Source organism: Ruegeria jejuensis (genome assembly GCF_041537905.1).
Taxonomy (GTDB): Bacteria; Pseudomonadota; Alphaproteobacteria; order Rhodobacterales; family Rhodobacteraceae; genus Ruegeria_C.
Genome location: NZ_JBGRUO010000018.1, coordinates 72,925 through 87,508 on the forward strand (window position 1 = coordinate 72,925; position 14,584 = coordinate 87,508).

Here is a 14,584-nt window from a genome sequence, read left to right on the forward strand (position 1 = left end):
CCCATGGCATCTCTATAAGCGCGGCTTCATTGGTGTTGGTGGCCCCCGCAAGGGGATGCCTGTCATGGGCTCAGACCCAAGAGGACAACGCCCTTCATAGTGGTCCATCCCGGACCTCGACCTAACGAAGGAGATCAGCCGTGACCAAACGCACGTCTGCCAAGCATAAAATTGATCGCCGCATGGGCGAAAACATTTGGGGTCGCCCCAAATCCCCCGTCAACCGCCGCGAATACGGCCCCGGCCAGCACGGTCAGCGCCGCAAGGGCAAGCTCAGCGATTTCGGTATCCAGCTGCGCGCCAAGCAGAAGCTCAAGGGCTATTACGGCGACCTGACCGAAAAGCAGTTCCGCCGCATCTATGCCGATGCCGTGCGTGTGTCCGGTGACACCGGTGAAAACCTGATCGGCCTGCTGGAACGCCGCCTGGACGCCGTCGTTTACCGCGCCAAGTTCGTGCCGACCGTCTTCGCGGCCCGTCAGTTCGTGAACCACGGCCACGTCAAGGTGAACGGCAAGCGCGTCAACATCCCGTCCTACCGGGTCAAGGAAGGCGACGTGATCGAAGTGCGCGACAAGTCCAAGCAACTGGCCATCGTGCTGGAAGCCGCCGCTCTGGCTGAGCGGGACGTGCCGGACTACATCGACGTTGATCATTCGAAAATGACCGCCACCTTCGTGCGCGCACCTGGTCTGGGCGATGTGCCCTATCCGGTGATGATGGAGCCGAACCTGGTTGTGGAATTCTACGCGAAGAACTGATCTTCGCCAGATTTCCGGTTTATTGGAAGGGCTGCGCGGATTGTGCAGCCCTTCTTCGTTTGTTGCGCAGTTATCTGTAGAGGCGTGACTCGGGGCGGATGAGAAGTCTTTGAGAAATTCTGATATGTTGCGCTTAACCGTCAGCAATGGATGCAGTAGCATGTCAGACCCTTACTCAGACCTTGCCGCACAGGACCAGAGCACCCAGACCCTGATCGCAGACGCGATGGACGCCCGGTGTCTTGAGCCAGCTCAGATCGCGATTCGGCGTGCATATATGGGCGGGCTTTCCGTGCCCGCCGACGCGTTCGCCGTCGAATTCGGATCAGGAACCGGTTATGTGACCAGCGATCTCATTACCATGGCCGGGGCCGCGCGGGCGCTGGGCATCGAACCGTCGCCGGTGATGGTTGCTCGGGCACAGACGCGTTTTGCCGATGATCCCCGTTTGAGTTTTGACACCGGTGACGCCAAGCGGACCGCATTGCCGGATGCCTCGGTTGATCTGGTCCTGATGCACACGTTGCTATGCCATGTTCCCGAGCCGCAGGAGGCCGTTGCCGAGGCGTTTCGGGTTCTGAAGCCCGGGGGGCAACTGGTGATCTGTGACGGCGACTACGATACCGCCACGGCCCAGATCGCGGATTATGATCCGCTGGATCAGATCATCCGTTTCATGATCAATCAGAACGTGACGAACCTGTGGATCATGCGCCAGATCACCGAGATTCTGACGGGTGCGGGGTTCACGCTCGGGCCACGGCAGGGGCATGGCTATGTCGCGGAGGGCGAGGCCACCTATTTCATGACCGTCATCAGCAGGGGGGCGGATCGGATGGTGGAAACCGGGTTGCTGTTCCCGGAAACGGCCGAAGCATTGAAAGATGAGGCCCGCCGCCGAGTTGAGGCCGACAAGTTCTTTGGCTTCATGTCATATGTCAGCCAGATCGCGATCAAACCCGACAATGCGTGATTGCTTCGCGCCAGCTCCTCAGCGCAGGATCAGCCGGGGTGCCGGTCCCAGCGGGATCGGGCCAAGCGCCACGAACCCGTCGCGGAAATTCAACTGAACATCCAGAGAATTGCGGTTGCCACCAAGGCCTGCCAGCATGCCCAGAACCCGGTTCGCTGGGCCAACCGCCTGTTCTGGGATGGCACCCGCCGCTTGCGCCATAGCCAGCATTTCCTGCCAGTTTTCCGCCTTGAGCGCGATTTCTCCGGTGGGAATGCCCTGGCTGTCAACCTCCAGCTCTCCGGTTGCATAGAGGCGTAATTCGCCCCAGCGCATCTCGGCCAGACGCAGGTCGATCATCTGCGGCTGCGGTCTGCTCTCTTCCAACGCACTGCGATCCCAGGCCTTGTCGAAACGCACAGCCATGTCGAGCTCCAGCGTCTCAAGGCTGCGGGGCAGGGCGGTATCCGAGCGCAGCAGGCGGCGCAGCGCATCGCCCGGCGTGAAGCCTTCGGCCGATATTCCGAACATGTAGCTCTCAGGCTGCTCCTCCTGCGCCATGGCAAGCGACATGGTGTCTGCCTGAAGGGCGGTGCCGTCGACAGTATCGATACGCCACGGACCCGCTGTCAGCGCCATGCGCTGCAGCTCAAGCCGGACGCCGGGGTGCAGATGTAGGTCTGCGGTCAATTCCTGCGCCGTCACAACGGCGGTCTGGTCGAAATAGGACAGGCGCTGCGGCGTGTCGGCAAAGCGCAGGGTCTGACGCCCGGGCCAGATCGCGGGGCTGTCAAACATGATCCAGTCGGCCTGCCAGGCCGCCCCGGTGCGCGGATCGGCCAGCGCGGGGCTGGTCAGGGTGGTTTTGTGGTGCAGCGGGTAGCCGGCGGTCGAAATCTCGGCATAATCGGCCTGCCAGCCCCGTTCTGCCTGGGTGGCAAACCACGCCTCGACACTGCTGCGCAATCCATAGGCGGCGGCCAGCCAATAGCCAGACCACAGCACGATCACCACAATGGTGAGTTTCAGCAAACGGCGCATGCTCGATTGGCCCCTTTTTCCCGGCTTTGATTTGGTATTTATAGGGCGAAACAGGCAAGGACCAGTGCGATGACGATGTGGGTGTTCGGCTATGGGTCGCTTTTGTGGAACCCCGGATTTCCGGTGGCGCGCAGCGAGGTCGCGACGCTGCACGGATATGCGCGATCTTTCTGCATGAGTTCCATTCATCACCGGGGCACCGAGGAAAAACCGGGGCTGGTGCTGGCGCTGGACGAGGTTGACGGGTCCCATTGCAGGGGTCTTGCCCTGTCGGTGCAAGCGGGGCACGAAGACCGGACGCTGGCTGAGCTGCGCGAACGCGAGTTGATCTCATCGGCCTATCTGGAGCGGATGCTGGAGGTGGATCTGGAGGGCGGCGAACGCGTCACTGCCGTCACCTATGTGATCGACCCTCATCATGTGCAATATTGCGGCGGCCTCGCACTGGAGGATCAGGCGCGTATCATCGCAAATGCGGTGGGCGGGCGTGGCCCCAACACCGACTATCTTTATAATACCGCTGAGCATCTGGCCGAGATCGGGCTCAACGACCCTGATCTGGACTGGTTGACCACGCGGGTCCGTGCGCTGACCGCATAAAGCCTTGGCCTTGCGGGCGGCTTTTCGGTAGGTTCTTCCTAGAGCAGAAAATCAGGACACGCGCATGGCGCAGGCACGTTTCGAAGCGAGACCGCAATTCTCGCGCCCCTTCCGGCAGATCATCATGATGCTGGTCGTGATTGGCCTGTCTGGTTTCGGCGTTTTTGTGGCGTTGCCGCGCGTCGCCTCGGTCTTTCAGGCAAATCCCTATCTGAACGGGTTTATCCTTCTGGTCTTTGTCATTGGTGTTCTGGCCTGTTTCTGGCAGGTCTTCCAACTGATCGGATCGGTGCGCTGGATCGACGGCTTTGTCGGTGGTTTCGAGCGCGAGGGCATCCCCGCCCCCCAGCTTCTGGCGCCTTTGGCCACGCTGCTCAGCGCACGCAGCGCGCGGATGCAGATCAGTTCCACCTCGACCCGTTCTATCCTCGATTCTGTCGCCGAACGCATCGAGGAAGAGCGTGAGATCACGCGATACATCACCAATGTGCTGATTTACCTCGGATTGTTGGGTACCTTCTTTGGCCTAGCCACCACCGTTCCCGCCATCGTTGACACCATCCGCAGCCTCAATCCGCAGGAGGGCGAAGAAGGGCTGGCGGTGTTCAACCGGCTCATGGTTGGGCTGGAAACACAGCTCCAGGGGATGGGCGTTGCCTTCGGGTCGTCTTTGCTGGGTCTCGCCGGGTCGCTGATCGTGGGCTTGCTGGAGCTTTTTGCCAGCCACGGCCAGAACCGGTTCTACCGCGAGTTGGAAGAATGGCTGTCGACCATCACGCGGGTCGGGTTTTCCTCAGGCGATGAGGGTGGGTCTGATTCAGGTGCCATGGATGGTGTGATGGAGGCGATGACCGAGCAGATGGACGGGCTGCGGGTGATGTTCGAAAACTCCGAACAGGATCGGGCCGTGCTGTCGGACAAGATGGGTGAGTTGGTCGATACCATAGCCCAGATGAACCAGCGCCAATCCGATACGGACGGTGTCACCCGCGCGCTGGAACGCCTTGCTGCCAATCAGGAGGCGCATGTGGAGCTGCTGCGCAGCCATGAACACGGCGACGGGATTGACGCCGAAAGCCGGATGCGGCTGCGCTCGATCGACGTGCAGATGCTGCGCATTCTAGAAGAGATTTCAGCCGGGCGGCAGGAAAGCATGGCCGAGCTGCGCCGGGATATCGATACGCTCGTCACGGCGCTGACCCGCAGCGGCGGCGCGCGCGGCGCGGACGGGGAGTGATCCATGGCCCTGTCCCGCCGCACAGGTCAACGGTTCCAGGGCTCTGTCTGGCCCGGTTTCGTCGATGCCATGACCGGGTTGCTGATGGTGCTGACCTTTGTGCTGACCATCTTCATGGTGGTGCAATTTGTGCTGCGCGAAACGATCTCCGGGCAGGAGAGCGAGCTTGATGCGCTGTCGAACGAGGTGGCCTCGCTGGCGCAGGCGCTGGGGCTGGAAGAGCAGGAAAACGATCAGCTGCGCCAGCGCGTCGGAGCGTTGAACGCCACGCTCTCAGAAGCGCAGGGCAGTTTGGAACAGGCGCAGAACCTGATCGCAACCCTGACAAGTGAGCGGGATCGCCAGGACGCGGCTCTGGCCGAAGCCCAGACCCGGATCACCACGTTCGAGGCCCAGGTTGCGGCTCTGATCGCTGATCGAGATCAAGCCTTGGCCAATGTGGAAAACCTGTCGGCGTTGCAGGCCGATCTGCTCTCCGAGCAAGAGGCGCTGAACCTGGCTTTGGCGCAATCGCGCAGCGAGATCGATGCCCAGACCGAGGCTGCCCGTCTTGCCGCCGCGCGTCGCGAAGCGCTGGAAGCGCTGGTGGCGGATTTGCAGAGCGAAAGTGTCGAAACCTCTGAACAGATAGCCGCGCTTCAGGGTCAGCTTGACGAGGAGGAAGCGGCTCGGCTGGCCGATGCCGCTGCAGCAGAAGCGCTGCGCACGCGTTTGCAGGATGCCGATACCGAGCTAACTGCCATGACGCTGGCGCTAGAGGCGCAGCGCAAAGAGGCCGAAGAGACGCTGACCCTGCTTGCAGCGGCGGAGGCGGCCCGCGATGCACTGCAGGGTGATCTGGAGGTTGTCCGACCTAAAGCAGATCAAGCTGATACCCGCGCTGCGCTGCTTGCTCAGGCCCGCGAATTGCTGGCGGCAGAACAGCAGGTCTCGGCAGAAGCACAGCGGCAGACCGCTTTGCTGAACCAGCAGATCGCGGCGCTGCGCAGCCAGTTGGGCGGGCTTCAGGCATTGCTTGATGATTACAAGGCCCGCGACGAGGTGGCGCAGGTTCAGTTGCAGTCGCTTGGGCAGGACCTCAATACCGCGCTGGCCCGCGCTGCATCCGAAGAGCGGAGGCGGCGCCTGCTGGAAGAAGCCGAGCGCCAGCGGTTGGAGGCCGAAGCCGAAGACCTGCAGGCGCAAGCCAAGGATCTGGAACGCTACCGGTCGGAGTTTTTTGGGCGGCTGCGTGATGTGCTGGGCCAGCAGGAGGGCGTGCGGATTGAGGGCGACCGCTTTGTCTTTTCCTCCGAGGTGCTGTTTGCGCCCGGCTCGGCCACGCTGTCACCCGAGGGCCGGTTCGAGATCGCTAAAATCGCCGAAATCCTGCGTAGCATCGCAAGTGATATCCCGTCCGAGATCAACTGGGTGATCCGGGTTGACGGCCATACCGATAACACGCCGCTGGGAGGCACCGGGCGTTATCGCGACAATTGGGAACTCAGCCAGGGCAGGGCGCTTTCGGTGGTGCGCTACATGGTAAACGCGCTGGGCATTCCGCCCAACCGGCTGGCGGCCAACGGGTTTGGGGAGTTCCAGCCGGTGAACACGGACGATACCGAAAACGCGCGTGCGCAGAACCGGCGGATCGAGTTGAAATTGACTGAGAAGTGATCGCTGAGGGTTACTGAACCGTTGCCGTTGTCGACTTCTGGCTGATCACCTGCCCATCCCGTACCAGACTCACCGTGCCGGTATAGGTTCCCGCAGGCCATCGTTCAGCGGTCAGGCGCCTGCCATAGGCCCGGAAGAACCGGGCACGGTTGCGCTCCAACTCGACCTGCTGGCCGCCAAAAGGTCCGTCAGGCCCCATGATCTCGATCCTCATCACATCGCCTTTCAGCCCACCATAGGCCAGACCGTAAAGAACCAGCCCAGAACTCTGGTCGGACAGCACATCCTGCGCGGCGTCACCTGCAAGAATCGCGTCATATTCGGGAACCAGCGGGGCAAAGCCCACATCCATCAGCGCGCCCGGCACATAGTCGGGCGTTTCGGCCCAGAGGCTATCGCCTCCTTGCCCGCATTGCGCCTGTTCGGTGGTGTCAAAGGGATCGACCACCTGACCGTCCTTGCGCACCGACAGGTGAAGATGCGGAAACTGTGTCTTGCCGCTCAGTCCGACCTGGCCCAGCACGGTTCCGGCACCGATCACATCCCCGGATTTGACGCGGATGGAACCCTGCCGCATGTGGCAATACTGGGTTTCCCAGCCGTCCTCGTGCTTGAGTACAATGCCATTCCCGCATTCGCGCCCGTCGATCTGCGCGGCAGTGTCACTGGTATAAAGCTGATCGGGCATCGAATTGCGCGTGCCTTGCACGATCCCTGGTGCGGCGGCACGCACATCCACACCCTGCTGCATGGCGCGCAGCGTTGGCAGCGCAAAATCGGTGCCTTTGTGCCCGTCGTAAGACAACGTGCCACATGTGAAGTCGCGGGCTCCGGCACCGGGATCACGGTCGACGAACTGCTGGATATAGCAGGTCTCGCCCAGCTCGCAGTCAATAGGCAGGCTCAGAACGGGATCGCTCGCCGCCGGTCCGGCAGCGAGCGCAAGAGCCGCGAGCAGTCGCCCGTACATCAATCCGCTGTCAGCAGCGGCGGCTTGTCGCCCGGAATACGCTGCTGGCGCGGGCCGTTGATCTGCAGATCCAACTCGCCGTTCTTCACGGCAACCTTCACCACACCGCCCTTGGCGAGTTTGCCAAACAGCAGTTCTTCGGCCAAAGGCTTCTTGATATGCTCCTGAATGACGCGACCCAGCGGGCGGGCGCCCATCTTATCGTCATATCCCTTGTCGGCCAGCCATTCAGCCGCCGGACGGGTCAGTTCGATGGTCACATTGCGATCCAGCAACTGCGCCTCAAGCTGGAGGACGAATTTCTCGACCACCTGCAGGATGACCTCTTTCGGCAACGGCGCGAAGGAGATCACCGCATCCAGACGGTTGCGGAACTCCGGCGTGAACATGCGCTCGATCGCGGCGGTATCCTCGCCCTCGCGACGGTCGCGGCCAAAACCGATGGCTTCCTTGGCCTGCTCCTGCGCCCCGGCATTCGAGGTCATGATCAGAACCACGTTGCGGAAATTCACCGTCCGGCCATTGTGGTCGGTCAACTCGCCATGATCCATCACCTGCAGCAGGATGTTGAACACATCCGGATGTGCCTTTTCGATTTCATCGAGCAGCAACACACAATGTGGATGTTGATCGACGCCATCGGTCAGCATGCCGCCCTGATCGAAGCCGACATACCCCGGAGGCGCGCCGATCAGGCGGGAAACCGCGTGTTTCTCCATATATTCCGACATGTCGAAGCGCAGCAGCTCGACCCCTAACGTATCGGCCAATTGCTTGGCGACTTCCGTCTTGCCGACGCCGGTAGGACCTGCGAACAGGTAGTTGCCGATTGGCTTTTCCGGCTCGCGCAGGCCCGCACGGGCCAGCTTGATGGCGCTGGAAAGCGCATCGATGGCCTTGTCCTGCCCGAACACCACGCGCTTGAGCGAGGCTTCGAGGTCTTTCAGAACCTCCGCATCGTCCTTGGTGACGTTCTTGGGCGGGATGCGGGCGATCTTGGCAACGACCGCCTCGATCTCTTTCACGCCGATGGTTTTGCGCCGCTTGCTTTCCACCACCAGATGCTGCGCCGCGCCAGCCTCGTCGATCACGTCGATGGCCTTGTCGGGCAGTTTCCGGTCGGTGATATAGCGCGCCGACAGCTCCACCGCTGTTTTGATCGCGTCGGCGGTGTATTTGATGTCGTGGTGTTCCTCGAAATAGGGTTTCAACCCGCGCAGGATCTTGACGCTGTCTTCAACCGTGGGCTCGTTCACGTCGATCTTCTGGAATCGGCGGCTGAGCGCGCGGTCCTTTTCGAAATGCTGGCGGAATTCCTTGTAGGTGGTCGAGCCCATGGTGCGCAGCTTGCCACCCTGAAGGGCAGGCTTGAGCAGGTTGGAGGCATCCATTGCACCGCCTGAGGTGGCGCCAGCACCGATTACCGTGTGAATCTCGTCGATGAACAGCACCGCGTCCGGATGGCTTTCCAGTTCCGAGACGACGGCCTTCAACCGTTCCTCGAAATCCCCACGATAGCGGGTGCCAGCCAGCAGCGCGCCCATGTCGAGCGAATAGATCGTGGTGGCCGACAGCACCTCGGGCGTGTTGCCATTGACGATCTTGCGCGCGAGACCTTCCGCAATGGCAGTCTTGCCCACGCCGGGGTCGCCCACCAGCAGCGGGTTGTTTTTGCGACGGCGACATAGCACCTGAATGCAGCGCTCCACCTCAAGGTCACGGCCGATCAGCGGGTCCACATCGCCATCGCGTGCCTTGGCGTTCAGATCGACGCAGTATTTCGACAGCGCGCTTTCCTTCTGGTCAGGTTCACTTGCTGCGGCTTGTGTCTCTTCCTCGGGTTCATCCGAGCCCGACACGGAGCGATTTTCGCCATAGGCGGGGTCTTTGGCCACGCCATGGGCGATGAAGTTCACCGCGTCATAGCGGGTCATGTCCTGTTCCTGCAGGAAATAGGCCGCGTTGCTTTCGCGTTCGGCAAAGATCGCAACCAACACGTTGGCGCCGGTCACTTCGGTGCGGCCCGAGCTTTGCACGTGGATTGCGGCGCGCTGGATTACCCGCTGGAACGCGGCAGTCGGCACCGCTTCGGATCCGTCGATATCGGTCACCAGATTTGAGAGATCCTCATCGATGAATTCGACTAGGGTTCCGCGCAACTCATCCAGATCGACGCTGCAGGCCTTCATCACCCGCACCGCATCCGGTTCGTCGAGCAGTGCCAGAAGCAGATGCTCGAGCGTTGCAAATTCGTGGCGCCGTTCATTCGCAGCGGCAAGCGCCGCGTGAATGGCTTGTTCTAGTGTGCTCGAGAATGAAGGCACCGGCGTGCTCCTCTATACTGGGGTTGGCTGGGGGCGCATTGGTCGTTGGTCCCCCCAGACCAACCATGTCCTCATACTATTAGAGTTTGGTTGAACGCACGGCGGCTTCAAGGGTTTTTTGTCAAATCATCCTCACATTTAATGTGACTGATGCCATGAAGCTGGAAAAACAGGCCTCAGAATCGGTCTTTGCGGGCGCGAATCTCGGCAAATACATCAACCGGCGCGCTGCCGGTCATTCCCAGATTTGCTTGAATTCCCGGTTCATTGGCACGCAGGAAGGGATTTGTGGCCTTTTCCAGCGCCAATTCTGACGGAACCGTGGGCCGCCCTGCGGCTCTGGCTTCAGATATATCTGCGATGCGTTTTTTCAATGCGGCATTTTCGGGCTCGATTGTTTCCGCGAACCGGCCGTTGGCCTGTGTATACTCGTGCCCGGAATAGACGATAGTGTCGTCCGGCAATGCGGCCAGCTTGCTCAGCGAGGTCCACATCTGTTCCGGTGTCCCCTCGAACAGCCGCCCGCATCCCAGCGCCATCAAGCTGTCAGCGGTAAAGACCGCATGGCTTTCGGGCAGGTAAAAGGCGATGTGGCCGACCGTGTGCCCGGGCACCTCTATGACCTGCACATCTTCGCGCGACAGGGAAAAGACGCTGCCTTCGCGCACCTCCAGATCCAGCTTCGGCAGGCGTGGCGCATCCGCCGCCGCGCCCACCACTGTTGCGCCGAATCGTGACCGGAGCGTTTCGACCCCGTCGATATGATCCCAGTGGTGATGGGTCAGCCAGATCTGGTCCAGCGTCCAGCCGCGCCGGTCAAGCTCTGCCTCGATGGCGGCGGCCTTGGGTGCATCCACGAGGGCAGTCAACCCGCTGCCGGGCGCATGGATCAGAAAGGCATAATTGTCGCTGAGGCAGGGGATTGTGACGATCTCAAGAGGCATGGTCTTTTGCCCTTTCATTGCTAGACTGCGCCCAGCTAAGCCGATCATGCGAGCGCCTGCAATGCATCTGGATGTCCAGGATCTGAGGAATTTCTACTATCGCAGCACGCTGGGGCGGGCGGCGCAGGCGGCCATTCGCGGTCGCCTGCTGGAGCTTTGGCCCGAGGCACATGGCCAGACGGTGGCCGGGTTTGGATTCGCGGTGCCGCTGTTGCGGCCTTACCTGAAAGATGCGCGACGGGTCATCGGGCTGATGCCCGGTCCACAAGGGGTCATGCCCTGGCCCGCCGGGATGCCCAATGTCTCGGTTCTGGCGGAAGAGACCCGTTGGCCGATCGAGACAGGGCATGTGGACAAGCTGGTGGTGATGCACGGGCTGGAAACCTCGGAGCGGCCAAGCAACGTGCTGGATGAATGCTGGCGGGTGCTGGGCCCCGGCGGCAAGGCGATGTTCATTGTGCCCAATCGCGCCGGGCTATGGTCGCGGTCGGACAAGACGCCGTTTGGTTTCGGGCGACCCTATACACTGGGCCAGTTGGAAGCGCAGTTGAAAGAGCATGACTTCCTGCCCGACGCGCATTGCTCGGCGCTGTATCAACCGCCATCCTTTCGCCGATTCTGGCTGAAATCCGGGGCGTTGATCGAAAAGGCGGGAACCCGGCTGCCGACCATCATGGCGGGCGGTGTCTTCATGGTCGAAGCCAGCAAGCGCATGCAACCGCCCCGCGGCAGGGTCGTCCCGCATGAGCAGAGGCGGCCCATTCAGGCGCTGGACGGGTTGCTCAAGCCAGCCTGAGAGACGTAGCAAGTGCCATTCTCGACCTGTCAGATCGGTGTAACCTGACGGCAGGAATCGCGAAAACCTGCAGTCTCGTAACATTTTTCAAGGCGGGCAGTGAGGTCAAACCGTCACACTTTATCTTAACCCTTTGAAAACGCTCGATTTGGGGATAAGTGCGTCCCTTTTATACTGTATTGCGAGGTTGTGAACGCTCTGCTACATCCCCGGTGATTTTGATGCCCTGCCGTCCTGGCGGGGTTTTGTCACGCCCCCGGTTTGCCTGTTCTGCGCGAATTCGGGGCCAAGTAGCGGAAGGGTGGACGTGTCCGAACCAGCTTCGATTTCCGCCGGCATCGCCGAGCGTTACGCCACCGCGATCTTTGAGATCGCGAAAGAGAACAAGAACCTTGACGGCCTGGAAACGGGCGTCACCGATTTGGCGGAAGCTTTGGACGCCAGCGCAGAGCTGCGCGACCTGATCCATTCGCCCCTGATCTCGCGGGCCGATCAGGCTGCGGCCATCGGCGCAATCTCCAAAAAGATGAACTTGGACCCGGTGCTGGCTAACGCGCTGGGCCTGATGGCGCAAAAGCGCCGCCTGTTCGTCGTGCCGCAGCTGATCGCAGCCCTGCGCGCGGCGCTGGCCGATGAGCGCGGCGAAGTGACCGCCGAGGTGGCGTCGGCCAAGGCGCTGACCAAGACCCAGATGGAAAAACTGTCCAAGACGCTCGGTGCGCAAGTGGGCAAAACCGTAAGTATCAATGCGACCGTCGATGAAAACCTCATCGGCGGTCTTGTCGTCAAAGTGGGCTCGAAGATGATCGATAGCTCGATCCGCTCCAAGCTCAACTCCCTACAGAATGCAATGAAAGAGGTCGGATAGATGGGTATCCAAGCTGCAGAGATTTCTGCAATCCTGAAGGACCAGATCCAGAATTTTGGTCAGGAAGCAGAAGTGGCCGAGATCGGTCGCGTGCTGAGTGTCGGTGACGGGATTGCCCGCGTCTATGGCCTCGATAACGTGCAGGCCGGTGAAATGGTCGAGTTTCCCGGCGGCATTATGGGCATGGCGCTGAACCTGGAAAGCGACAATGTCGGTGTTGTGATCTTCGGGTCTGACCGGGACATCAAGGAAGGCGATACCGTCAAGCGCACCAACTCGATCGTGGACGTTCCGATCGGGAATGAACTGCTGGGCCGCGTTGTGGACGGTCTGGGCAACCCGATCGATGGCAAGGGCCCGATCAACGCCACCCAGCGTGGCGTGGCCGACGTCAAGGCGCCGGGCATCATCCCGCGTAAATCGGTGCATGAGCCGATGTCGACCGGCCTGAAATCGGTTGACGCGATGATCCCGATTGGCCGGGGCCAACGCGAACTGATCATTGGTGACCGTCAGACCGGCAAGACCGCCGTTGCGCTGGACACCATCCTGAACCAGAAGTCAGTGAACGAAGCCGCAGGCGACGACGAGAGCAAGAAGCTCTACTGCGTCTATGTTGCTGTTGGCCAAAAGCGTTCGACCGTTGCACAGCTGGTGAAGCGTCTGGAAGAATCCGGTGCGATCGACTACTCGATCGTTGTTGCCGCAACCGCGTCCGACCCGGCCCCGATGCAGTTCCTGGCGCCTTATGCCGCAACCGCAATGGCCGAGTTCTTCCGCGACAATGGCCGTCACGCGCTGATCATCTATGATGACCTGTCCAAACAGGCTGTGTCTTATCGTCAGATGTCGCTGCTGCTGCGCCGCCCACCGGGACGTGAAGCCTATCCGGGCGACGTTTTCTACCTCCACTCCCGCCTGCTGGAACGTTCGGCGAAGCTGAACGAAGATTTCGGCGCCGGCTCGCTGACCGCTCTGCCGGTTATTGAGACCCAGGGTGGTGACGTGTCGGCCTTTATTCCGACCAACGTGATCTCGATTACCGACGGTCAGATCTTCCTGGAAACCGAACTGTTCTACCAGGGCATCCGCCCCGCCGTGAACACTGGTCTGTCTGTTAGCCGTGTGGGCTCGTCGGCGCAGACCAACTCGATGAAATCGGTTGCCGGCCCGGTGAAGCTGGAACTGGCGCAGTACCGCGAAATGGCGGCCTTTGCGCAGTTCGGCTCCGACCTCGACGCCGCAACCCAGCAGCTGCTGAACCGCGGCGCGCGTCTGACCGAGTTGATGAAACAGCCGCAATACTCGCCGCTGACCAATGCGGAAATCGTCTGCGTCATCTTTGCCGGCACCAACGGTTACCTCGACAAGATCGACGTGTCCGATGTTGGCCGCTACGAGGCTGGTCTGCTGGCGCACCTGCGCGGCAAGCATGCCGATCTGCTGGACTGGATCACCAATGACGATCCCAAGATCAAGGGTGATGCGTCCGACAAGATCAAGGCTGCGCTGGACGAATACGCCGCAACCTTCGCTTAAGGAGAGGCGGCAATGCCAAGTCTTAAGGACCTTAAAAACAGGATCGAGTCGGTCAAATCGACCCGCAAGATCACCAAGGCCATGCAGATGGTCGCGGCCGCTAAACTGCGCCGCGCCCAGGAAGCAGCCGAGTCCTCGCGCCCCTATGCCGAGCGGTTCAATACCGTGATGGCGGGGCTGGCGGCCTCGGTTGGCGGCAGCGACAGCGCCCCGATGCTGCTGCGTGGCACCGGCAAGGATGACGTACATCTGCTGGTCGTCATGACCGCAGAGCGGGGCCTGTGCGGCGGGTTCAATTCGAGCATCGCCAAACTGGCCCGCGTCAAGGCCGAGGAACTGCGCGGGAAGGGTAAGACCGTCAAGGTCCTGACCGTCGGCAAGAAGGGCCGCGATGCGCTCAAGCGTGATCTCGGCGATCTCTTTATCGGTCACGTGGACCTGAGCGAGGTCAAGCGTCTGGGCTACGCCAACGCGCAGGACATCGCGCGCGACGTTCTGGGCCGCTTCGATGGGGGCGAGTTCGACGTGGCGACGATCTTCTTCGCCAAGTTCCAGAACGTGGTGACCCAGATCCCGACTGCGCAACAGATCATTCCCGCCGCCTTTGACGAGGTGGAAGGCGATGACACTGGCACGCTCTATGACTACGAGCCCAGCGAAGAGGCCATCCTGGCCGACCTGCTGCCCAAGGGGGTCGCCACTGCGATCTTCTCGGCCCTGCTTGAAAACGGCGCCTCGGAACAGGGCGCCCGGATGAGCGCGATGGACAATGCGACCCGCAATGCGGGCGAGATGATCGACAAACTGACCATCCAGTTCAACCGCTCGCGTCAGGCCGTGATCACCAACGAGCTGATTGAAATCATTTCCGGCGCCGAAGCGCTGTAGAGACAAAC

The 14,584-nt window shown here is 61.2% G+C and carries 13 protein-coding genes; 9 read left to right on the top strand and 4 right to left on the bottom strand.

Annotated features, from left to right (window positions below):
- Positions 1-140: 140 nt before the first annotated feature.
- Positions 141-761 carry a 30S ribosomal protein S4 gene (gene rpsD, locus AB1E34_RS18770; RefSeq protein WP_306200395.1) on the top strand — a complete coding sequence of 207 codons (621 nt, stop codon included), beginning with the start codon at positions 141-143 and terminating at the stop codon, positions 759-761.
- 160 nt (positions 762-921) lie between these two features.
- Positions 922-1,734: a methyltransferase domain-containing protein gene (locus AB1E34_RS18775; protein ID WP_372573847.1), complete on the top strand. Its 813-nt coding sequence runs from the start codon at positions 922-924 to the stop codon at positions 1,732-1,734.
- Between the two features lie 18 nt (positions 1,735-1,752).
- Here AB1E34_RS18775 and AB1E34_RS18780 read toward each other — a convergent pair whose 3' ends face one another.
- On the bottom strand, positions 1,753-2,754 hold the full coding sequence (locus tag AB1E34_RS18780) for a DUF2125 domain-containing protein (protein WP_372573848.1): 1,002 nt from the start codon (positions 2,752-2,754) through the stop codon (positions 1,753-1,755).
- Positions 2,755-2,823: 69 nt separating this feature from the next.
- Between AB1E34_RS18780 and AB1E34_RS18785 the strand changes: the two genes are divergently transcribed.
- The 3 genes from AB1E34_RS18785 (at position 2,824) to AB1E34_RS18795 (ending at position 6,247) form a co-directional block, all read left to right on the top strand.
- A complete protein-coding gene (locus tag AB1E34_RS18785; protein ID WP_372573849.1) occupies positions 2,824-3,354 on the top strand; it encodes a gamma-glutamylcyclotransferase in 531 nt (176 codons plus the stop codon).
- Positions 3,355-3,418: 64 nt separating this feature from the next.
- Positions 3,419-4,591 carry a biopolymer transporter ExbB gene (locus AB1E34_RS18790; protein WP_372573850.1) on the top strand — a complete coding sequence of 391 codons (1,173 nt, stop codon included), beginning with the start codon at positions 3,419-3,421 and terminating at the stop codon, positions 4,589-4,591.
- Positions 4,592-4,594: 3 nt separating this feature from the next.
- Positions 4,595-6,247 (top strand): peptidoglycan -binding protein, encoded by a 1,653-nt coding sequence (locus AB1E34_RS18795; RefSeq protein WP_372573851.1) that lies wholly within the window; start codon positions 4,595-4,597, stop codon positions 6,245-6,247.
- Between the two features lie 10 nt (positions 6,248-6,257).
- Here the strand turns inward: AB1E34_RS18795 and AB1E34_RS18800 are convergent, their stop codons facing one another.
- From AB1E34_RS18800 to gloB, 3 genes are all read right to left on the bottom strand, one after another.
- The gene (locus tag AB1E34_RS18800) at positions 6,258-7,217 is read right to left on the bottom strand and encodes a peptidoglycan DD-metalloendopeptidase family protein (RefSeq protein ID WP_372573852.1); all 960 of its coding nucleotides are present in this window, start codon (positions 7,215-7,217) and stop codon (positions 6,258-6,260) included.
- Positions 7,217-9,541 (bottom strand): ATP-dependent Clp protease ATP-binding subunit ClpA, encoded by a 2,325-nt coding sequence (gene clpA, locus AB1E34_RS18805; protein ID WP_372573853.1) that lies wholly within the window; start codon positions 9,539-9,541, stop codon positions 7,217-7,219. Before clpA ends, AB1E34_RS18800 begins: the two co-directional genes overlap by 1 nt.
- 176 nt (positions 9,542-9,717) lie before the next feature.
- A complete protein-coding gene (gene gloB, locus AB1E34_RS18810; RefSeq protein WP_372573854.1) occupies positions 9,718-10,485 on the bottom strand; it encodes a hydroxyacylglutathione hydrolase in 768 nt (255 codons plus the stop codon).
- A 61-nt stretch (positions 10,486-10,546) separates the two neighbouring features.
- Between gloB and AB1E34_RS18815 the strand changes: the two genes are divergently transcribed.
- The 4 genes from AB1E34_RS18815 (at position 10,547) to AB1E34_RS18830 (ending at position 14,576) form a co-directional block, all read left to right on the top strand.
- Positions 10,547-11,281: a class I SAM-dependent methyltransferase gene (locus AB1E34_RS18815; RefSeq protein WP_372573855.1), complete on the top strand. Its 735-nt coding sequence runs from the start codon at positions 10,547-10,549 to the stop codon at positions 11,279-11,281.
- Between the two features lie 307 nt (positions 11,282-11,588).
- Positions 11,589-12,149, top strand: coding sequence for a F0F1 ATP synthase subunit delta (locus AB1E34_RS18820; RefSeq protein WP_372573856.1), 561 nt, complete (start codon positions 11,589-11,591; stop codon positions 12,147-12,149).
- On the top strand, positions 12,150-13,688 hold the full coding sequence (gene atpA / locus AB1E34_RS18825) for a F0F1 ATP synthase subunit alpha (RefSeq protein ID WP_372573857.1): 1,539 nt from the start codon (positions 12,150-12,152) through the stop codon (positions 13,686-13,688).
- A 12-nt stretch (positions 13,689-13,700) separates the two neighbouring features.
- On the top strand, positions 13,701-14,576 hold the full coding sequence (locus AB1E34_RS18830; RefSeq protein ID WP_372573858.1) for a F0F1 ATP synthase subunit gamma: 876 nt from the start codon (positions 13,701-13,703) through the stop codon (positions 14,574-14,576).
- The last annotated feature ends 8 nt before the right edge of the window (positions 14,577-14,584 follow it).